The 20,546-nt window shown below is 61.7% G+C and carries 16 protein-coding genes; 12 read left to right on the top strand and 4 right to left on the bottom strand.

The window, feature by feature from the left end; translation table 11 throughout:
- Positions 1 to 3 precede the first annotated feature (3 nt).
- The 7 genes from ACQZ6F_RS23840 (at position 4) to mmsB (ending at position 7,146) form a co-directional block, all read left to right on the top strand.
- Positions 4 to 786, top strand: a complete 783-nt coding sequence (locus ACQZ6F_RS23840; protein ID WP_449094324.1) for an ABC transporter ATP-binding protein — start codon at positions 4 to 6, stop codon at positions 784 to 786.
- A gap of 2 nt (positions 787 to 788) precedes the next feature.
- Complete coding sequence (locus ACQZ6F_RS23845) at positions 789 to 1,490, top strand: ABC transporter ATP-binding protein (RefSeq protein WP_449094325.1); 702 nt, start codon at positions 789 to 791, stop codon at positions 1,488 to 1,490.
- A gap of 3 nt (positions 1,491 to 1,493) precedes the next feature.
- The gene (locus tag ACQZ6F_RS23850) at positions 1,494 to 2,381 is read left to right on the top strand and encodes a branched-chain amino acid ABC transporter permease (protein WP_068397277.1); all 888 of its coding nucleotides are present in this window, start codon (positions 1,494 to 1,496) and stop codon (positions 2,379 to 2,381) included.
- A 1-nt stretch (position 2,382) separates the two neighbouring features.
- Positions 2,383 to 3,366: a branched-chain amino acid ABC transporter permease gene (locus tag ACQZ6F_RS23855; RefSeq protein ID WP_068397275.1), complete on the top strand. Its 984-nt coding sequence runs from the start codon at positions 2,383 to 2,385 to the stop codon at positions 3,364 to 3,366.
- Between the two features lie 176 nt (positions 3,367 to 3,542).
- Positions 3,543 to 5,138, top strand: coding sequence for a GMC family oxidoreductase (locus tag ACQZ6F_RS23860; RefSeq protein ID WP_449094326.1), 1,596 nt, complete (start codon positions 3,543 to 3,545; stop codon positions 5,136 to 5,138).
- 39 nt (positions 5,139 to 5,177) lie between these two features.
- The gene (locus ACQZ6F_RS23865; protein WP_449094327.1) at positions 5,178 to 6,236 is read left to right on the top strand and encodes an enoyl-CoA hydratase/isomerase family protein; all 1,059 of its coding nucleotides are present in this window, start codon (positions 5,178 to 5,180) and stop codon (positions 6,234 to 6,236) included.
- 22 nt (positions 6,237 to 6,258) lie between these two features.
- Positions 6,259 to 7,146, top strand: a complete 888-nt coding sequence (mmsB, locus tag ACQZ6F_RS23870) for a 3-hydroxyisobutyrate dehydrogenase (RefSeq protein ID WP_449094328.1) — start codon at positions 6,259 to 6,261, stop codon at positions 7,144 to 7,146.
- Here the strand turns inward: mmsB and ACQZ6F_RS23875 are convergent.
- On the bottom strand, positions 7,143 to 9,212 hold the full coding sequence (locus tag ACQZ6F_RS23875) for an ATP-dependent helicase (protein ID WP_449094329.1): 2,070 nt from the start codon (positions 9,210 to 9,212) through the stop codon (positions 7,143 to 7,145). The genes mmsB and ACQZ6F_RS23875 overlap by 4 nt on opposite strands.
- Before the next feature lie 275 nt (positions 9,213 to 9,487).
- Between ACQZ6F_RS23875 and ACQZ6F_RS23880 the strand changes: the two genes are divergently transcribed.
- On the top strand, positions 9,488 to 10,363 hold the full coding sequence (locus ACQZ6F_RS23880) for an SMP-30/gluconolactonase/LRE family protein (RefSeq protein WP_449094330.1): 876 nt from the start codon (positions 9,488 to 9,490) through the stop codon (positions 10,361 to 10,363).
- Positions 10,364 to 10,437: 74 nt separating this feature from the next.
- Here the strand turns inward: ACQZ6F_RS23880 and secD are convergent, their stop codons facing one another.
- From secD to ACQZ6F_RS23895, 3 genes are all read right to left on the bottom strand, one after another.
- Complete coding sequence (gene secD / locus ACQZ6F_RS23885) at positions 10,438 to 12,996, bottom strand: protein translocase subunit SecD (RefSeq protein ID WP_449094331.1); 2,559 nt, start codon at positions 12,994 to 12,996, stop codon at positions 10,438 to 10,440.
- A gap of 94 nt (positions 12,997 to 13,090) precedes the next feature.
- Positions 13,091 to 13,510: a hypothetical protein gene (locus ACQZ6F_RS23890; protein WP_449094332.1), complete on the bottom strand. Its 420-nt coding sequence runs from the start codon at positions 13,508 to 13,510 to the stop codon at positions 13,091 to 13,093.
- Between the two features lie 161 nt (positions 13,511 to 13,671).
- Complete coding sequence (locus ACQZ6F_RS23895; protein ID WP_449094333.1) at positions 13,672 to 15,168, bottom strand: ArnT family glycosyltransferase; 1,497 nt, start codon at positions 15,166 to 15,168, stop codon at positions 13,672 to 13,674.
- A gap of 705 nt (positions 15,169 to 15,873) precedes the next feature.
- On the opposite strand from ACQZ6F_RS23895, the gene ACQZ6F_RS23900 reads away from it, so the two are divergent.
- From ACQZ6F_RS23900 to ACQZ6F_RS23915, 4 genes are all read left to right on the top strand, one after another.
- Positions 15,874 to 17,520 carry a globin-coupled sensor protein gene (locus ACQZ6F_RS23900; protein WP_449094334.1) on the top strand — a complete coding sequence of 549 codons (1,647 nt, stop codon included), beginning with the start codon at positions 15,874 to 15,876 and terminating at the stop codon, positions 17,518 to 17,520.
- A 62-nt stretch (positions 17,521 to 17,582) separates the two neighbouring features.
- Positions 17,583 to 17,879 (top strand): STAS domain-containing protein, encoded by a 297-nt coding sequence (locus ACQZ6F_RS23905; RefSeq protein WP_068397249.1) that lies wholly within the window; start codon positions 17,583 to 17,585, stop codon positions 17,877 to 17,879.
- The gene (gene cheY1 / locus ACQZ6F_RS23910) at positions 17,876 to 18,241 is read left to right on the top strand and encodes a chemotaxis response regulator CheY1 (protein ID WP_004128526.1); all 366 of its coding nucleotides are present in this window, start codon (positions 17,876 to 17,878) and stop codon (positions 18,239 to 18,241) included. Before ACQZ6F_RS23905 ends, cheY1 begins: the two co-directional genes overlap by 4 nt.
- 16 nt (positions 18,242 to 18,257) lie before the next feature.
- A complete protein-coding gene (locus tag ACQZ6F_RS23915; RefSeq protein WP_449094335.1) occupies positions 18,258 to 20,546 on the top strand; it encodes a chemotaxis protein CheA in 2,289 nt (762 codons plus the stop codon).

Below are 20,546 nucleotides of genomic sequence, written 5' to 3' on the forward strand. Positions count from 1 at the left end.
CTTATGGCGATTCCAGCGACACATCAAACTGAAGAGCCTCGGGTGGTGTTATCCGCCCGAGGCCTCCGCCGCGATTTCGGCGGCTTCACCGCCGTCAAGAATGTTGATCTCGATGTGCATCATGCCCAGGTCCATGCCTTGATCGGCCCGAATGGCGCCGGCAAGACGACGGTGTTCAACCTGCTCACCAAGTTTCTTCAGCCGACGCACGGCACGATCACGCTGCTCGGAACGGATATTACCCGCACGAGACCGGACAAGGTCGCCCGCATGGGCCTCGTGCGTTCCTTCCAGATATCGGCTGTTTTTCCGCACCTCACCGTCCTCGACAATGTGCGTGTCGCCCTGCAGCGCACCAGCGATCTCGCGCATCAATTCTGGCGTCCGATTTCGGCGCTCGACAGCCTCAATGCCCGCGCTGAGCAACTCCTCGCCTCGGTCGGTCTTTCCAAGGAGCGCGATGCCATCGCCGCCGATCTCTCCTATGGCCGCAAGCGCGTGCTTGAGATCGCGACGACCCTGGCGCTCGACCCCAAAGTGCTGCTGCTGGACGAGCCGATGGCCGGCATGGGGCTGGAAGATGTCAACACAGTCTCCGCCATCATCCGCGATGTGGCGCGTGACAGGGCCGTGCTCATGGTGGAGCACAATCTCTCCGTTGTCGCCGATATCTGCCATCATGTCACCGTGCTCCAGCGCGGTGAGATCCTGGCCCAGGGCGACTACGCCACCGTCAGCAGCGACCCGCGCGTCCGGGAAGCCTATATGGGCACGGAGGAAGCTTGACGATGGCGGCGTTGCTTGAGGTTCAGGGTCTCAATGCCTGGTACGGCGAAAGCCACATCCTGCATGGCGTCGACATGCGGGTGGGCGAGGGCGAAACCATTACCATCCTCGGCCGCAATGGTGTCGGCAAGACGACGACATTGCGCACCATCGTCGGCATCGTCCGTGCCCGCAAGGGCAGGATCGCCTTTGCCGGTACGGACATGATGCAGGTGCCCTTGCACAAGACGGCCCATAAGGGCATCGGTTTCGTGCCGGAAGAGCGCGGCATCTTCTCGACGCTCAGCGTCTATGAAAACCTCATGCTGCCGCCGGTGGTGGCATCGGGCGGTATGACGATTGATGAGATTTTCGAACTGTTTCCCAACCTGCATGAGCGCCGCAACAGTCCCGGCACCAAGCTCTCCGGCGGCGAGCAACAGATGCTCGCCATGGCCCGCATCTTGCGCACCGGCGTGCGCATGATGCTGCTCGACGAGCCGACGGAAGGTCTCGCACCCGTCATCGTCCAGCGCATCGGTGACGTCCTGCAGAAGCTGAAGGCGCGCGGCATGACCATCCTGCTGGTCGAGCAGAATTTTCGCTTCGCCAGCCGCATTGCAGACCGCTTCTATGTGATGGATCATGGCCAGATGGTTTCGGAATTTCCGGTCGGCGAATTGTCTGAGCGCATGGACATGCTGCACAAAGTGCTGGGGGTCTGAGCCATGACGACGATATTCGGTATCCCCGCCCAGGCCCTTCTCGGACAATTGCTGATCGGCCTCATCAACGGCTCTTTCTATGCGCTGTTAAGCCTGGGGCTGGCGATCATCTTCGGCATGCTGCGGGTGATCAATTTTGCCCATGGCGCGCTCTACATGCTCGGCGCCTTCACCGCCTATCTGCTGCTTGCCTATGGCGGCATCGGCTACTGGCCGGCCTTGATCCTGGCGCCGCTGATCGTCGGGCTGTTCGGAGCGGTGGTCGAGAGGCTATGCCTGCGCCAGCTCTACAAGATCGATCCGCTCTACGGCCTGCTCTTTACCTTCGGCATGGCGCTGACCATCGAAGGCACGTTCCGTTATTTCTATGGCTCCTCCGGCCAGCCCTATGCCGTTCCTGCCGAGCTGGCGGGCGCCCGGAACATCGGTTTCATGTTCCTGCCTGTTTATCGTGGCTGGGTGGTCATCGCCTCGCTGATCGTCTGCATCGGCACCTGGCTTCTGATCGAAAAAACCAAGCTCGGCGCCTATCTCCGCGCGGCGACGGAAAACTCCACCCTTGTCCAGGTCTTCGGCGTCAACGTCCCCGTGCTGCTGACGCTGACCTACGGTTTCGGCGTTGCACTCGCGGCCTTTGCCGGCGTGCTGGCTGCGCCGATCTACCAGGTCTCGCCGCTGATGGGATCGAATATGATCATTATCGTCTTCGCCGTGGTCGTCGTTGGCGGCATGGGGTCGATCATGGGCGCGATCGTCACTGGCTATATGCTCGGGATTGCCGAGGGCCTGACCAAGGTCTTCTATCCGGAAGCGTCGAATATCGTCATCTTCGTGATCATGGCGATCGTGCTGCTCATCAGGCCCGCGGGCCTCTTCGGTCGGGATGCGTGAGATGGTCGATCTAACCACATTGGGATCCAGGCGCCGCCAGAGGTTCTCGGCGCAGAAACTATTGCTTGTTCTCGGCGTCATCGGGCTGATCTGGGCGCCGTTCTTCATCTACCCGATCTTCGTGATGAAGGTGCTTTGCTTCGCGCTCTTCGCCTGCGCCTTCAATCTGCTGCTCGGTTATGCCGGGCTGCTGTCCTTCGGTCATGCCACCTTCTTCGGTGGAGCCGCCTATTTCACAGCCTATACAGTGAAGCAATGGGGCGTGCCGCCGGAACTGGGCATCCTCATCGGTGTTGCCGGTGCGGCATTGCTAGGCCTCGTCATGGGCTTTGTCGCGATCCGCCGGCAGGGCATCTATTTCGCCATGATCACGCTGGCGCTGTCCTACATGTTCTATTTCTTCTGCCTGCAGGCGGAATTCACACAGGGTGAAGATGGCATCCAGTCGGTGCCGCGCGGCTATCTCTTCGGCATCCTCGATCTCAGCAACTCCTTCAACATGTACTACTTCGTCCTCGCCGTTTTCCTGATCGGCGTGCTGATCACCTGGCGTTTCATCAATTCGCCCTTCGGCATGATCCTGAAATCGATCCGTGAAAACGAGCAGCGGGCGATTTCGCTCGGCTATTCCGTGGCGCACTACAAGCTCGGCGCTTTCGTCATGTCGGCGGCGCTAGCGGGTCTTGCGGGTGCGGTGAAGGCGCTGGTCTTCCAGTTCGCGACACTGACCGACGTCGCATGGCAGATGTCGGGCGAGGTGATCCTGATGACGCTTCTCGGCGGCATCGGCACGCTGATCGGCCCGCTTTTTGGCGCGGGTTTCATAGCAACGCTGGAAAACTATCTCGCGCTGTCGGAATTCCCGGTCACCATCATCACCGGCATCGTCTTCATGGTTTGCGTCCTTCTCTTCCGCCGCGGCGTGGTCGGCGAATTCTACGCGTCGCGGTTGGGACGAAAACTGGGATTTGAATATCGCCGTTGATTGCTTTGCCTTTGCTTCTCCCCATCCAGCGCTTGCCTGAGGGCGGGGAGAAGATGCCGAAGGGCGGATGACGGCTGTTTCGACATTGATCGAAAAGCCTAGACTTGCCGAACCTTAATACCCTCTCACCCTAACTCTCTCCCGCAAGCGGGAGCGGGAACTGACGAGTTTTGACTATGGATCGCTTCGACTACATTATCATAGGTGCCGGCAGCGCCGGTTGCGTGCTTGCCAACCGGCTCTCGGCCGATCGCAACAACAGGGTCTTGCTGTTGGAGGCGGGCGGCAATGACAATTACCATTGGATCCATATCCCGGTCGGCTATCTCTATTGCATCAACAATCCCCGCACCGACTGGTGCTTCACCACGACGCCCGAGGCGGGGCTGAACGGCCGGTCGCTCAGCTACCCGCGTGGCAAGGTGCTCGGCGGCTCCTCCTCCATCAACGGCATGATCTACATGCGCGGCCAGGCGCGCGACTATGATCTCTGGCGCCAGCTCGGTTGCGCCGGCTGGGGCTGGGAAGACGTGCTGCCCTATTTCACCAAGTCCGAGGATCACTATCGGGGCAAGGACGAGATGCATGGTGCCGGCGGCGAATGGCGGGTCGAAAAGGCGCGTGTGCGCTGGGCAGTGCTCGATGCCTTCCAGGCGGCGGCCCGTGAAGCAGGGATTCCCGAAACGGTCGATTTCAATCGTGGTGACAATGAGGGATCGAGCTATTTCGATGTCAACCAACGTTCCGGCATCCGCTGGAATACCGCCAAGGCCTTCCTGCGACCGGCACTGAAGAAGGGCAACCTGACCGTCTGGACGAAGGCGCAGGTCCGCCGCCTGATCATCGAGGGCGATGCCGTGACCGGCGTCGAGTTTCAGCATGACGGCGTGACGAAGCGCGCCTATGCGAACAAGGAGACCGTGTTGTCAGCCGGCGCCATCGGCTCCCCGCAGATCCTCGAACTCTCGGGCATCGGCCGAGGCGACGTGTTGCGCAAGGCGGGTATAGAGGTTACGCGCGAGGTCGCGGCGGTCGGCGAGAACCTGCAGGATCATCTGCAGCTTCGCCTGGCCTACAAGGTAACGGGCGTTCCCACCCTGAACGAAAAGGCGACGAAGCTCCTGGGCAAGGCGGCGATCGGCCTCGAATATCTATTCCGCCGCTCGGGGCCGATGGCGATGGCGCCAAGCCAGCTCGGCATCTTCACCCGCTCCGGACCGGACAAGGAAACGCCGGATCTGCAATATCACGTACAACCGGTGTCGCTCGACAAGTTCGGCGATCCCGTCCATCCTTTTCCGGCCATCACCGCCAGCGTCTGCAATCTGAGGCCGGAAAGCCGGGGCTCGGTGCATATCGGCAGCCCGGACTTTGCCATGCAGCCAGCGATCAGCCCGAACTATCTCTCCGCTCCGCGCGATAAGGAGATTGCCATGCGGTCCATCCGCCTCACACGGCGGATCGTGGCGCAGCCTTCGTTTGTCAAGTTCAGGCCGGAGGAGTTCAAGCCTGGACCGTCCTATCAGACGGACGCAGATCTGGAGCGCGCGGCCGGCGAAATAGGCACGACGATTTTCCATCCCGTCGGCACATGCCGGATGGGCGGCGATCCGCAAAGCGTTGTTGATCCGCGCCTGCGTCTGCGCGCCCTGTCAGGGCTCCGGATTGCCGACGCCTCGGTCATGCCGTCGATCACATCAGGCAACACAAATTCGCCAACGATCATGATTGCCGAAAAAGCCGCAGAGATGATCCTTGCCGACAACCGCTGAGCGCCTATTGATAGAGGAGAGCAAGAGGAGGAGATTTGCATGAGCGGCACGGACGAGGTGATCATCGAGCGGCGAGGTTCCGCGGGCATCATCAGCCTTAACAGGCCGAAGGCGCTGAACAGCCTGACGCTGCGGATGGTGCGGGCCGTAGCCTTGGCCCTAGAGGATTTCGCCGCCGATCCCGCGATTGCCAGTGTCATCGTCAAAGGCGAGGGTGAGCGCGGCCTCTGTGCGGGAGGCGATATCCGCCTGCTGCACCAGAGCGGCAAGGATGGCTCGGACGAGGCCGAAACCTTCTGGCGCGAGGAGTTCCGGCTCAACCATGCCATTTCACGCTATCCCAAACCCTATGTCGTGCTTATGGACGGTATCACCATGGGCGGCGGCGTCGGCCTCTCGGCGCATGGCAGCCATCGCGTCGTGACCGAGCGCACGCGCCTCGCCATGCCGGAAACCGGTATTGGCTATTTCCCTGATGTCGGCGCCACCTGGCTCCTGCCACGCGCACCGGGCGAGGCCGGTACCTGGATGGGGCTGGCGGGCCTTGCTATCGATGCGGCTGATGCCCTACACGCGGGATTCGCCGATCATTGCGTTGCATCCTCTGCACTGCCCACGTTGGTGGACGCCATCGCGACGCTGCCGGCCTCAGCCTCGGTTCAGGACGTGCATGCCCTGATCAAAACTGTGGCAACGCATGCCGGTGAGAGCCGTCTCGCAGTCAACCGCGACCTGATCGATCGCGCCTTCGCCGGGGATACGGTTGAGGGCATTCTACAGGCGCTGGGCCGGGAGCCAGGAGAATTCGCCGCCGAAACCGCCGGCGTGATCGCCAGCCGCTCGCCGACCAGCCTCAAGCTGACGCTGCGGCTGCTGCGCGCCGGCCGTGCGAGCGCAAATCTTGCCGAATGCCTCGATCGTGAACTCGGCGCCTGCATGGGCATATTGTATAATCCTGATTTCTACGAAGGCGTGCGCGCCGCTGTCATCGACAAGGACCGCAACCCGAAATGGTCACCGGCCAGCCTTACGGAGGTGACTATGGAGAGTATCGATCGCTTCTTCGTGCCGGCGCAACCGCCGCTTTTCGCAGCATAATGGATCATGGGAGGAGAAAATCATGACACGGATCGCATTCATCGGCCTCGGCAATATGGGTGGGCCGATGGCCGCCAATCTGGTCAAGGCCGGCCACGCCGTCATCGGTTACGATCTCTCGCATGACATGCTCAAGGCCGCCGAGGCGGCGGGCATCAAAGCGGCGAACGTGCTGACGGAAGCCTTGGCGGAGGCCGAAGTGGTCGTCACCATGCTGCCCAAGGGCCAGCATGTCCTCACCGTCTGGACGGATATCCTGCGCTCCGTGCCGAAGGGGACGCTGCTGATCGACAGCTCCACCATCGATGTCGATAGTGCCCGCACGGCTCACGTCATGGCAGGGCAAGTTGGTTGCCTATCGCTCGACGCGCCGGTCTCGGGCGGCACAGGTGGCGCGGCGGCGGGCACGCTGACCTTCATGGCGGGCGGTTCGCCAGAGAGTTTTGCGGCGGCCAAGCCGTTGCTCGAGGTGATGGGCCGCAAGATCGTCCATTGCGGCGATGCCGGCGCAGGGCAGGCGGCGAAGATCTGCAACAACATGATCCTCGGCATTTCGATGATCGGTGTCTGCGAGGCCTTCGTGCTCGGCGAAAAGCTCGGACTCTCGCATCAGGCCTTGTTCGATGTCGCTTCCACCTCGTCCGGTCAGTGCTGGTCGATCAACACCTATTGCCCGGTGCCGGGACCCGTGCCGACCTCGCCGGCCAACAACGACTATAAGCCCGGTTTCTCGGCGGCATTGATGCTGAAGGATCTCCGCCTGTCGCAGGAGGCGGCTTTGTCCAGCGGCGCGTCGACACCTTTGGGTGCGGAGGCAGCGCAGCTTTTCGGGCTGTTCGAGAAACTCGGCAATGGCGGCCGCGATTTCTCCGCCATCATCGAGATGTTTCGGGAAGCTAATCGAAGCTAGCGCCACATGCCCCGCATGCGTGCGCCCACATCGACACGCACCTGCCGCGCCCGAATGGCGGCGGGACTCTCTGCCTTTGCCTGAGGCCAGCCGCAGACTTCGAAGAATTGCAACAAGGTCGCTGGGATGAAGCGCGTGCGCGAGGCGAAGACATGCTTGTCGCCTTGCGCATGCTGGCCGTGGACGAAGAAGCGCTGCGGGATGACGAGATCGAGATTGTCCTTTGCTCGCGTCATGGCAACATAAAGCAGCCGCCGCTCCTCCTCGATCTCAGCCGATGATCCGACAGCGAGATCGGCGGGGATGCAGCCGTCGACGGCATTGAGGATGAAGACCTTCGTCCATTCCTGACCCTTGGCCGAATGGATAGTCGACAGGATCAGATAGTCCTCGTCGAGCAAAGGCACGCCGGCCTGGTCGCTGGTGGCGTCAGGTGGATCGAGCGTCAGTTCGGTGAGGAAGCGTTCGCGCGAGCCGTAGCCTGCGGCAATCTGCTCGAGCTGGACAAGGTCCGCCTGGCGTGTCGCCGCATCCTCATGTGCACGCTCCAGATGCGGCTCGTACCATTGCCGCACCAGCCCGATTTCCGCCGGCCATCCCGCCTTGCCGCTTTTGACCTCGCGCATCGTCTCCACGAATGCACTCCAGTCGTCTCCGGTGCGGGGTGGGGGTGGAAGCTCGGTGAGCGCCGTGATCGGGCTTGCCGCTTCGCCGATCTGGTCGAGCACGCGTTGCGCTGTGGAGGGGCCGACGCCAGGCAAGAGCTGCATCAGCCGGAAACCCGCCACCCGGTCGCGCGGGTTCTGGGCGAAGCGCAGAGCCGCCAGCATGTCCTTGACATGGGCGCTGTCGAGAAATTTCAGCCCGCCGAATTTGACGAATGGAATGTTGCGACGGGTGAGCTCCACTTCCAGCGGTCCGCTGTGACTTGAGGTACGAAACAATACCGCCTGCTGCTTCAGCCTGGCGCCGCCCTCGCGATTTTCCAGCACCTGATCGGCGACAAAACGAGCCTGATCACTTTCGTCGCGCACCGTTACCAGCCGGGGACGCTCGACGCTTTGGCGTTCGGTGCGCAGGTTCTTGGTGAAGCGCTCCGATGCAAGGTCGATCACGGCATTGGCGGCGGCAAGGATCGGCTGCGTCGAGCGGTAGTTCCGATCGAGCGTCACGATGTCGGCGGCGGGCGTGAAGGCTTGCGGGAAATCGAGAATGTTGCGTACCGTCGCCGCACGGAAGGAATAGATCGACTGCGCATCGTCACCGACGACGGTCAGCCCATGGCCGTCCGGTTTCAGGGCCAGCAGGATCGACGATTGCAGCCGGTTGGTGTCCTGATATTCGTCGACGAGCACATGGTCGAAACGGCTGCCAATGTCCTCGGCGATCAGCGGCTCCTGCAGCATATGCGCCCAGTAGAGCAGCAAGTCGTCGTAATCGAGCACATTCTGTGCCTGCTTGGCTTCGACATAGGCGGCGAAGAGATCGCGCAGCTGTGGCTCCCAGGTGGCGCACCACGGAAAGAAGTCGCGCAGCATCTCGGCAAGCGGCGCTTCCGAATTGACCGACCGAGAATAGATGGAAAGGCATGTCGCCTTGGTCGGAAATCGGCTTTCCAGCTTGGAAAATCCGAGATCGTGGCGCGCGAGGTTCAGCAGGTCGGCGCTGTCTTCGCGGTCATGGATGGTGAAGGCCGGGTCGAGACCGATCTGCTCGGCATAATCCCGCAGAAGCCGCGCGCCGATGCCATGGAACGTGCCGCTCCAGGCAAGGGCATCGGCAGTGACGCCCGCATTGGTGCCGAGCACTTCGCGACATATCCGTTCGACACGGCGGCCCATTTCGGCAGCGGCGCGGCGTGAGAAGGTCATCAGCAGGATGCGGCGTGGATCGGCGCCCTTGACGATCAGATGCGCGACGCGATGGGCAAGCGTATTCGTCTTGCCCGAACCGGCCCCGGCAATGACGAGTAACGGTCCGGCGACATGGCCGTTGCCCGTCGTCGTGCCGTGCTCGACTGCAAGTCGCTGCTCCGGGTTCAGCTTTTCCAGATAGGCGGCGGTCATGAACTCTCCCGATGCGTCGGATGAAGGGCGCCAGGCGCAATCCGCGACGAATCGCATGGGCGAAATGATCCGGACGTTCTATGGATGTTCCGAATCGCTCAAGCGTGTCAAGCTTGGCCGATCTGCACGCAGATGTGACCTTTCGCGCAATAATCTTATCCGGATTCGCCAGAGGCCGGCTCGAAAATGACTTTCTTCGTGCTTATGTATCATTTTGGCGCGGCAATTTGAGTTTTTGGGGATTCGCGTAGTGCGTAGAATGAAGGCTTCAGAACATGAACGAAACGATTGCCACTGGGCTGCGTCTGCCTAGCGGATTGGTGGCTTTGTCGGACGGGCGCTTTGCGCTCGTGGAGATGGATGCGAGCCGTCGCTGTCTGAAACTTTTCGACACAAGCGGCGCTTATCAGGAAATTTGCCGGATCGGTGGGAGCCCGACCGGGATTGCGATCGACGGAGACGGATGCTTCTGGGTCGCCGACGGTCCGGAGAATTCCCTTGTGCGCGTGTCGCCGCAGGGACGTGTGCTGCAGGTGATCGAAGGCAGCGCCGATGGTCCGTTCCTTCATCCCAATGCTCTCGCCTTCGGGCCTGACGGCCTGCTTTATATGACCGATTCCGGCATCCGTCTCGACGACTTGCTCGAAGGCGGCCATATTCATCCCGATTTCTTCAAGGCGGCCTATAATGGCTGTGTCTATCAGATCGATCCTGCCGAGGGCAGGGTCATCAGGGTCCTGGCCGCGGGGCTGCTGCTTGCAAGCGGCCTGGCTTTCGATGCCGACGGACTGCTTTACTACAGCGAGACGCTAACCGGAAAAATCCACCGCCAGATCATCGGCGGCCGGCAGGAGCTTTTTGCCCAGTCGATGACATCGCCTGCCATAAACGTACTGCGCGGACCGTCCGGTCTTGCCTTCGATCGCAGCGGCACACTCTATTGCGCCATGTATGGGCTGGGCGAGATTTCGCTTGTCGATGCAGACGGTAAAATGGCGGGCCATATCCGCACGAACGGCACGCGGCCGGGCAATATCGCCTTCACCGTCGATGGCAAGCATTTGCTCGCCAGCGAGCAGGAAAATGGTGTCGTTGAAAAGATAACGGCGCCGCGTCCGGGGCTGCCGCTGCATATGCCGTCCATTTCGTAGAACGGCCCCATTTCTCAGGTAGTTGGCGGACATGCCCGGCGACCGGGCATATCCTTTTTCAATCCATTCAGAGCTTATTCGGCAGCAGGGATCTGCTTGTTGCCCTTGGTCGACTTGCCGTCGGCCGGTGCCGCATCGTTGGCAGCGGGCTTGGCATGGCGACGGCGCCAGTCGCCGAGGAAGAGCAGGATCGGTGCTGCGATGAAGATCGACGAGGCGCCGGCGACAAGTATGCCGAACACCATCGGGATCGCGAAGCTGGAGACGGCGCTACCGCCCCAGATCGCCATCGGCACCAGCGCCAGGAAGGCGGTGGCGTTGGTATAAAGGCTTCGCGCCAGGGTCTCGTTGATCGACCTATCGATGATCTCGCGCAGCGGCATCGATTTGTAGAGCCGCATGTTTTCACGCATGCGGTCATAGACCACGACCTTGTCGTTTACCGAATATCCCACAAGTGTTAGGATCGCGGCGATGGCGGTCAGGTTGAAATCGAGGCCGGTGATCGCGAAGAAGCCTATCGCCTTGGTGACGTCGAGTACCAGCGTGACGATGGCGCCGACCGCAAACGGCCATTCGAACCGGACCCAGATGTAGACCAGCATCGCCAGGCTGGCGATCACGACCGACAGGATGCCGGCCCAGGCAAGCTCGCCCGAGACCTTCGGTCCGATGACGTCGGTGCCTTCGATGGTCGCGGTCGGGTCGATCTTGACGATTTCCGCCTTGAGCTTGGTCACCGCGGCAGTCTGCGCCTCTTCGCCGCCGTCCTGGCGCTGGGCACGGACGAGAAGGCTGTTGTTATCGCCGAAGGACTGCAGCGCAATTTCGCCGAGGCCGAGCGTGTTCAGACCCTCGCGGAAGGTCGACAAATCGGCCGCGTCCTTGGTCTTGACCGACATCTGGATGCCGCCGCGGAAATCGACACCGTAGTTGAGGCCTGGATGGAAAAACAGCACGACCGAGGCGAGCGACAGGATCGCCGAAACGGTGATGCCAAAGAAGCGGGCCTTCATGAACTGGATGTGCTTGTCATAGGGGCTGAAGGGGATCAGCGGCCTGATGTTGATCACCTTGAACTTGCGGCGACGGGTGATGGCGATCATCACGACACGCACGAAGGCGACGGAGGTGAACATCGAGATAATGAGGCCGAGACCCATGGTCACGGCAAAACCGCGAACCGGGCCGGAGCCGAAGTAGAACAGGATGGCGGCCGCGATCAGGGCCGTCATGTTGCCGTCGATAATCGTCGAATACGCCTTCTTGAAGCCATTATCGATCGCGGCGAAGGCGCCGCGACCCTTGCGGGTTTCTTCGCGGATACGCTCGTTGATGAGAACGTTGGCATCAACCGCAAGGCCGATACCAAGCACGATGCCGGCGATACCGGGCAGCGTCAGCGTGGCGCCGACCAGCGTCAGGGCCGAGAAGGTCAGGACCGTGTGAATGAGCAGTGCCACATTCGCGAGGATCCCCCAGGTGCCGTAGAGCACGAAGATGAAGGCGGCAACCAGGACGAAGCCGACCAGGCCGCTATAGATGCCCTTCTGGATCGCATCGGCGCCGAGGTCGGCGCCGACGGTGCGTTCTTCGATGACCGTCAGCTTGGCCGGAAGCGCACCCGCGCGCAGCAGGGCTGCAAGCGTGGTGGCACTGTCGGCGGTGAAGTTGCCGGAAATCTGGCCCGAACCACCGGTGATCGGCTCGCGGATATTCGGCGCGCTCAGCACCTTGTTGTCGAGCACGATGGCGAAAGGCTTGCCGACATTTTCGCGGGTGATTTCCGCAAAGCGGTTGGCGCCGGCGCTGTCGAAGCGGAAGGTGACGAGCGGCTCATGCGTGTTCGGGTCGAAGCTGACGCGGGCGTCGGTCAGACGGTCGCCGGACAGTTCGATACGGTCGAGAACCGGATAGCTGTTGCCCTGCTCATCCTTGAGGATGGTGACGCCGGGACCGGGATTGTTCGGGTCGGCATTGTCGGCAAGCAGGTGGAAGGACATCTTCGCAGTCGAGCCGAGAAGCTCGCGTAGACGCGAGGGATCCTGAGCGCCCGGAAGCTGCACGAGAACGCGGTTCGGGCCAACACGCTGGATCGTCGGTTCGGCAACGCCCACCTGGTCGACGCGCTTGCGGATGACTTCAAGGCTCTGCTGGACGGCGGAATCGACATTGCTGGCGATGCCGGCCTGCGAGAAGGACATGGTGATCGTGCCGCCGTTCGGGGCGATCGTCAGGTCGGACTGCCCGGCGGAGAGGCCTGAGGTGACCGTGTTGGCAAGCGTCTGCAGCTGCGTCACCGCATCGCCGCTCTGTGTGGGATCGGTCAGCGTAACGACGACCTGGTTGCCGTTGCGCACGATCGAGCGGGTCTGGATGTTCTTGTCGCGCAGAACGCGGCGCGAGTCCTGCTGCAGCGATTGCAGCCGACCGTTGGTCAGGTCCTTCTCGTCGACTTCGAGGACGAGATAGGAGCCGCCGCGAAGGTCGAGGCCGAGGGGTACCTGGCTATGCGGTAGCCAGTTTGGGACTTTGCTGAGAGCGGACTGCGGAAGGACGTTCGGCAAGGCGATGAGAAAGCCAAGCACGATGATCACCGAGTAGAGTGCCACCAGCCATGGTGAAGTGCGCATGGGTATTATCCTTGGAAATACACTTATGCCGGCGGTCGGACCGCTGGCGGACGTAGGTCATGTCGGGGAATGCGCCAAAGGGCGCGTTAACCTGTCAGATGAGGCTAACCGGCGGGGCGCGAGCGAGATAGGCGCGAAATGCCAGGATTTCAGGCTGTGTGGCGTCGCTGCGATCGCGCGGCTGCCAGAGATCGATGAGAACTCGGAACGATGGGGCGACCGCAAGCGTCGCAGGTCCGATATCATGCCAGGTGGCTTTCGGCAGAGCCGTGCGATCGGCGACCACCATGCCGCGAACCGGGTCCCGCAGCGAAAGGTAAAGCGGCTGATTATCCTTGCCGGAAGAAAGCGCATCCGCATCCGAGCGAGCGGCAAGATTGATGCCGCCGCCAAGTGCCAGCCCGAGATAGGCGAAGAAGGCGAGGAACAGCGAGGCAATCACGCGCGCTCCGGCGCGGTGCGTCCTGTCGTCGTTATCTTCGCTGTCGGCGGCGCCGAATTCGAGCGGGCTCAACGGTAAAAGATGCCTTTATTCCTCTGCCGGTTCGGATTCCGGCGGTTCGGTCATGATATCAGGACGCCCAGCGTCTTCATAGTACGGCCTGTCATGCTGCACTTGTGCGAGCCGGTCAACCGTCCCGGTGCGATTTCTTCGCGCGTTACCCCGCTCAAGGATCAGGGTTTCGGCGCCAGGCAGCTTGCCGGCACGCGATAGGCATAGAGGGTTTTGCCCTTCATGTCGCCGAAGGGGGGCGACCAGCTCTTGATGAGCTCGGCCTGACCCTCGGGGCAGACGATCGGATCGTTATCGACGAACAGCACCGGGCCGGTCACATCGGCAGGCAGAGAGAAATTCTGCTCGTAATAGCTCTTGGGAAAGCCACCGAAATTGCGGGCGTAGATGCGGAACGGCGCGCCCTTCAGCGTATAGAACAGATCGGCGATGATATCGCGGTCCGGGGATACGATGTCCGTTGTCTTTGCCGTCGTGGCGATATCGGCGATTTCCCGGCTTATGATGCTGCGGCCGACATAGCGCTTCATCACAAGATCGCCGTTCGGCAATTTGATATCGAGAGCGAACACCGTCAGCACCGGAATGACGAAGGCGACGACTGCCCCGATGATCAGGGAGGTCATCAGCCCTTTCTTCGTCAGCCGGTAGAGCAGCAAGACGGCGAGGATGGTGCCCGCGGCATAGGCGGAAACCGCCCAGTTGGCATAGGCCTTGGCGAAGAGGGCCTGCAGCGTGATCAGGATCACCACCGGCATGGACAGCCAGAACAGCAGCTTTTCCCTGTCATCGCCCTGTCCACGGATCAGCCGCCATGTCGCCCACAAAAGCGCATAGAACACCACCGGTCCGACGACGCCGAACTGTGCCCCGGCGAACTCGAGCCCGTTGAGCACATGCTTCAGCAGGCTCGTTCCGCCAGTGCCCGTGCTCCATTGGGCAATGCTTTCGGTATGCTTTACGGTCGCCGCGCCATGCGTCAGGTTCCACCAGAGATTGGGCGCAACGACGATGGCGCCAACGATAGCTGCGATGACGACGTCCCGCCAGGCGATCCGCGCCGAGCGCAGCGTCAGCATGGCAATGCCCACCCCCGGCAACAGGAAGAGCACGGAGTATTTCGTCATGAAGGCAAGGCCGAGGCTGATGCCGAGGATCAGCGCTTCGGAAATGGACGAGCGCTTGGTCAAGCCGATGAAGGCCCAGATGGCGATCGTGATGAACAGGATCTGGATCGTGTCCGTCGACACCAGCACGGCCGAGAGCGAGGCAGCCGGCAGGGTGATGAAAATGACGCCGGCCCAGGGAGCGATCTCGCGCCCTGTCTCGTCATCGAACAGCCGCCGCGTCGTGCAGATCAGCATAAGCGCTGTCGCGAGATGGAAAAGCGGTGCGGACAGGCGGATCCAGAAGGTCGAGTCCGATCCCGAGATCGTATTGAAGAAGCGGATGACCCAGGCGATCATCGGCGGCTTGGAATAATAGCCGAAGTCGAGATTCTGTCCCCAGAACCAGTATTGCGCCTCGTCGACGAAGAGGTCGGTCCTGTTGGCGAGCAGCATGAGCACACGCCAGAGCGTCACGCCGAAGATGATTGCAAGCGCCACTCCCAGCGAAAGTTTCTGGGTATTTGTTGGGGATTGGGTCGTATCGGACATTAACGGATGGATCTCGGTGCCGGGTCTTGAGGCTTAATACGGAACTATTAAGCCCAATGCTAGCTACCGCCGGACGAGAAACATGGCGGGATGCTGCCCTGCCCCGGCCTCGGAAAACCTCAGCATCCGTCCCGATTTGGGATGATTAAAGGACGCGGGAGGCGGCCCTGCCGCGTGCCCCTTCGATACTGGATAGAAGTATGAAGGCAGCGAGCGTCATGCCGGCCATCAGCGAAGCGGTCAAACCAAGAACAATCATTGCTCTCTCCGTATCGACATCGAAGGTGTCTATAGCCTTCAGCCGTAAGGTATGAAGCTTGCTTGTGACTTACGCTGCGTGAGTTTTTCTTTCGATAAAACAAGTATTAAGGGCGGCTCTAAATTAGAGATGTTCGAAACAACGCGGTCGGCCTGCCGTCATTAACCTTCGGGCAAGGAATTAACCATAAACATTGAGCTTGAACGTCGGAATGGGAAAATTGTGACTCGTTCTCACCAGGCATGAAGCCGCCCCGCCGTACCGTATAGATCCGGTATCCATCTCATCAGACAGGTCCGCGAAAGACTTTGATGAACGAGCGAGCTTCAGCGCCACGGTCATGTGATCCGTAGCGGCCTGTGCCTTTCCTCGCCTCCTCATAGCGCTTGGCGCGGATCATCGGCAGTTTCGCCTGCGCAGGCGCGGGCAGTTCGGCGGGGACGATTTTGGCGCAGGATTCGCCGTCAGATCAGGCAGGCAGGGCGCAGGCTGGCAGCCTTCGCGACCGCTTGCGTTTTGCTGGTCTCGATGCCGGACAATGCGAAACCTTGCGCCGCAACCGGCCGGTGCTCGAGGCCCATCTCAAGGCCGGGCTTCGTGACCTCTTTCATCGTTTCCAGGCATTCCCGGACGCCGCGCGCAATTTTTCCAGCGAAAGCCAGCTCGAGCGTCTCCAGGATCTGCAGTCCTCGCATTGGGATGTGCTGACGGATGCGCGCTTCGATAGCCTCTATGCCGAGCGCGTCAAGGTTCTGTCCGACAGCGAAAGCAAGATGGGCCTCGATCCGCGCTGGCATGTTGCCGGCCACGGCGTGATGCTGGAGCATATTCTTGCAGGCCTTCTCGACGAGATGGGCGGCCGCGCCATTCTGCCCGGAGCCAGGCGCCGTGCCCGCGAACTGAGCGAACTCGTCACCTCGGTCGTTCGCCTCGTGATGGTCGATGTCGAAATCGCCGTGTCCCTGCGCTTCAACGAATTGCGCATCGGCCATCAGCGCGCGCTCGCCGAGCAGCGGACAGCGGATCGCGCCGAGGCCGCGGATCTTTTTACCGAACTGGCCAATAGTCTTACCGACCGCGACCTGACGGCCCGTCTGCCTGCCGATTGTCCCGAAGCCTATGCGGACGTGGCCGAAGCGCTGAACGCCGCGCTGGCTGATATCCAGCAGCAGTTTGCAGCGCTTTCCAGCGGCGTGCAGGCAGCGGAGACGACAACGGAAGCCATCACCCGCGCCTCGAGGTCTTTCGCCGAGGATTCGGCTGAACAGTCCCGGGGGCTCGCAACTTCCGCGCGGCAGCTCGCCGAACTTGCCGATCAGGTGCGCGGAAACGCCGCCAATACACGCTCGGCAGAACGCACGGCCGCTTCCACGCGCTCGGCTGCGGAAGACAGCGGCCGGATCGTCGGACAGGCAATATCCGCCATGGCCGATATCGAGACATCGGCCGAAAAGATTGGTCAGATCATTGGCGTCATCGACGAAATCGCCTTCCAGACCAACCTTCTCGCCCTGAATGCCGGGATCGAGGCCGCTCGGGCCGGCGATAGCGGCCGTGGGTTTGCCGTCGTCGCACAGGAGGTTCGTGCCCTTGCGCAGCGTTCCGCCGATGCGGCGCGCGAGATCAAGGTCCTGGTGACGGGCACCAAGGCGCAGGTCGATGCCGGCGTCCAGATGGTCGGCCGCACGCAGGATGCGATCGGCAGCATCGTCCGCCAGGTGACCGACATCAACGAAGCCATCACTGGGATTGCAGCGGCCAGCGACGTGCAGGTTGCCGGTCTCAATTCCCTCACGGCCGATATCGGCGGCTTCAGCGAACGTGCGGCGGCGGGAGAGAGCCTGGCGAACCGTTCGCAGGAAGGCGCGGATCATTTGCAGACCGTCGTCGTCGAGCTTGGTCGGACCATTCGCGAGTTTCGCATCGAACGCGAGCGGCGCCATGCGGCGGCTCCGGCTCCGGCGAAAGCCGTTCAGCAGCGACAGCTTCCCGTTCGCGATGAGTTCGCCGCCGGGCGGGACGAGGATGAGATGGCCGATTTCGGCTTCCCGCTTCGCAGGGCCGCCAGGGGAGGCGAGCGGAATGCCTACTGAGTTTACTGTTTCATGTGCATGCGGGCCGGTGGGCCTGATTTCAGACAACAAGGAATGAAGCGATGCCGAGCAGGAAGGGCGAAAAGACAATCAGTCTGGCTGCGGTGCTGGACCTCAACGAGGCCTCGACGCTCCGGGGCAAGTTGATGGGGTTGCGCGGCAGCAATGTCGCGATCGATGCATCCGGCGTCGAAAGGATTGGGGCCTTGTGCGTGCAGGTCATCATGGCGGCCGCCAAGACTTGGGATGAGGACAAGCTGTCCTTCACCTTTTCCAAGGTGTCGGATGCATTTCAAAAAACGATGCAGGTGATCGGGGTCGATATCTCCCATCTGCTTGCCAAGGAGATCCGGCAATGAAGAAAAAAGTGCTGACCGTGGATGATTCACGGACCATTCGAAACATGCTTCTCGTGACGCTCAACAATGCCGGTTTCGAGACCATTCAGGCAGAAGATGGCGTCGAGGGCCTGGAAATTCTGGAAGAAGCCAACCCGGACGTCATCGTCACCGATATCAACATGCCGCGCCTCGATGGCTTCGGCTTCATCGAGGGCGTGCGCCGCAACGACAGATATCGCGCCGTCCCGATCCTCGTGCTGACGACCGAGAGCGACGCTGAAAAGAAGAACCGTGCCCGCCAGGCCGGTGCGACCGGCTGGATCGTCAAGCCGTTCGACCCTGCCAAGCTGATCGATGCCATCGAGCGTGTAACCGCCTAACCAGGATCCGCCCCTCATGGATATGAACGAAATCAAAGAGATTTTCTTCCAGGAGTGCGAAGAGCAGCTCGCCGAACTGGAATCCGGTCTCCTGAAAATGAATGATGGCGACCGCGATCCGGAAACCGTCAATGCCGTCTTCCGCGCCGTTCATTCCATCAAGGGTGGGGCAGGGGCCTTCGGTCTGGATGACCTGGTCTCGTTTGCCCACGTCTTCGAGACCACGCTTGATTGCGTTCGATCCAACAAGCTGGAGCCGACCCAGGACGTCCTGAAGGTCATGCTCAAGGCCGCCGACGTTCTGGCCGACCTGACCAATGCCGCCCGTGACGGCGGCAGTGTCGATCAGGCTCGCAGCCGCGGGCTGGTGAAGGAGCTGGAAGCCTTGGCAAACGGGCTGCCGGCGCCGTCAGCCGCCGTAGCAGTTGCAGTCGAGGCCGCTCCGAAGGCAGCCGCACCCGCGCCGACCGATGAGAGCGGTTTCCAGCCGATCCCCTTCAGCTTCGACGATGATTTCGGTCTCGATGAAGAGCCCGCCGCCGGAATGCCGGAATACGAGGTCAGCTTCAAGCCGCGCTCCGATCTCTACGCCAAGGGCAACGACGCCACGCTGCTGCTGCGCGATCTGGCGCGGCTGGGCGAGATGAGCGTCCATTGCGACGTGGATGCGCTGCCGGGTCTCACCGAACTCGATCCGGAAGGCGCTTATTTCAGCTGGACGATCTCGATCAAGACGGACAAGGGCGAAGACGCCATTCGCACCATCTTCGAATTCGCCGAATGGGATTGCGAGCTCGATGTGCGCCCGGTCGCAGCCGGTGGCAGCTCTTCCGACGACGAGGAACTGCCGATGGTTCCCGTGCCCTTCGATCTCTCCATTCTAGACGAAGAGAGCAGCGAGCCCGCGGCCGCAGCGATCGAGGAAGCCTCGCCAGCCAAGAGCGACACCGCTGCTGCCATCGCCGCTGCTGAAACTGCGAGCAATGTCACCCAGCTTGCCGCCGTTGCCGCCCGTGTTGAAAAGAAGGAAGCAGCCCTGGCCGCTTCCGCCGCCGCCAGTGCCGCTGCCGCGCAGAACAACGCCGCCGCTGCCGGCGTCGGTCAGACCATCCGCGTTGATCTCGACCGCGTCGACCGCCTGATCAATCTGGTCGGCGAACTCGTCATCAACCAGGCGATGCTGTCGCAGAGCGTCGTCGAGAACGACAATAATGGTGCGTCTTCGATCAACATGGGCCTCGAAGAGCTGCAACAGCTCACCCGCGAGATCCAGGACAGCGTCATGGCGATCCGCGCCCAGCCGGTAAAGCCGGTGTTCCAGCGCATGTCGCGTATCGTCCGCGAAATCGCCGATATGACCGGCAAGTCGATCCGCCTGATCACCGAGGGCGAAAATACCGAAGTCGACAAGACCGTCATCGACAAGCTCGCCGAACCGCTGACCCACATGATCCGCAATGCCGTCGACCACGGCATCGAGAGCCCGGAAAAGCGCGCGACGCTCGGCAAGAACCCCGAGGGCACCGTTCGCCTGACGGCCAAGCACCGTTCCGGCCGCATCCTGATCGAACTCGCAGACGACGGCGCCGGCATCAACCGCGAGCGAGTGCGCCAGAAGGCCATCGACAACGACCTGATCGCTGCGGACGCCAATCTCTCGGATGAGGAAATCGACAACCTGATCTTCCTGCCGGGCTTCTCGACCGCCGACAAGATTTCCGACATTTCCGGCCGCGGCGTCGGCATGGACGTGGTCAAGCGCTCGATCCAGGCGCTCGGCGGCCGCATCAATATCAGCTCCAAGCCGGGGCAGGGCTCGGTCTTCACCATGAGCCTGCCGCTGACGCTAGCCGTTCTCGACGGCATGGTGGTGACGGTTGCCGGCCAGACCCTGGTCGTGCCGCTGACGGCGATCGTCGAGACGCTGCAGCCGGAGGCCTCCGCCATCCATTCTTTCGGCGCGAACCATCGCCTGATCTCGATCCGCAACAGCTTCTGCCCGCTGGTCGATGTCGGCCGTATCCTGAACTTCCGCGCCACGCAGGCCAACCCCGTTGAGGGCGTTGCATTGCTGGTGGAATCGGAAGGGGGCGGTCAGCGCGCGCTGATGGTCGATGCCATTCAGGGCCAGCGCCAGGTCGTCATCAAGAGCCTCGAAGCGAACTACACACATGTGCCCGGCATTGCGGCCGCCACCATCCTCGGCGATGGCCGTGTCGCGCTCATCCTCGATGTCGATGCGGTGGTCGGTGCTTCCCGTGGGCAGTCGCTGAAGGCCGAAATGTCCTACGCGGCGGTGGGGTAA

Source organism: Rhizobium sp. A22-96 (genome assembly GCF_053521805.1).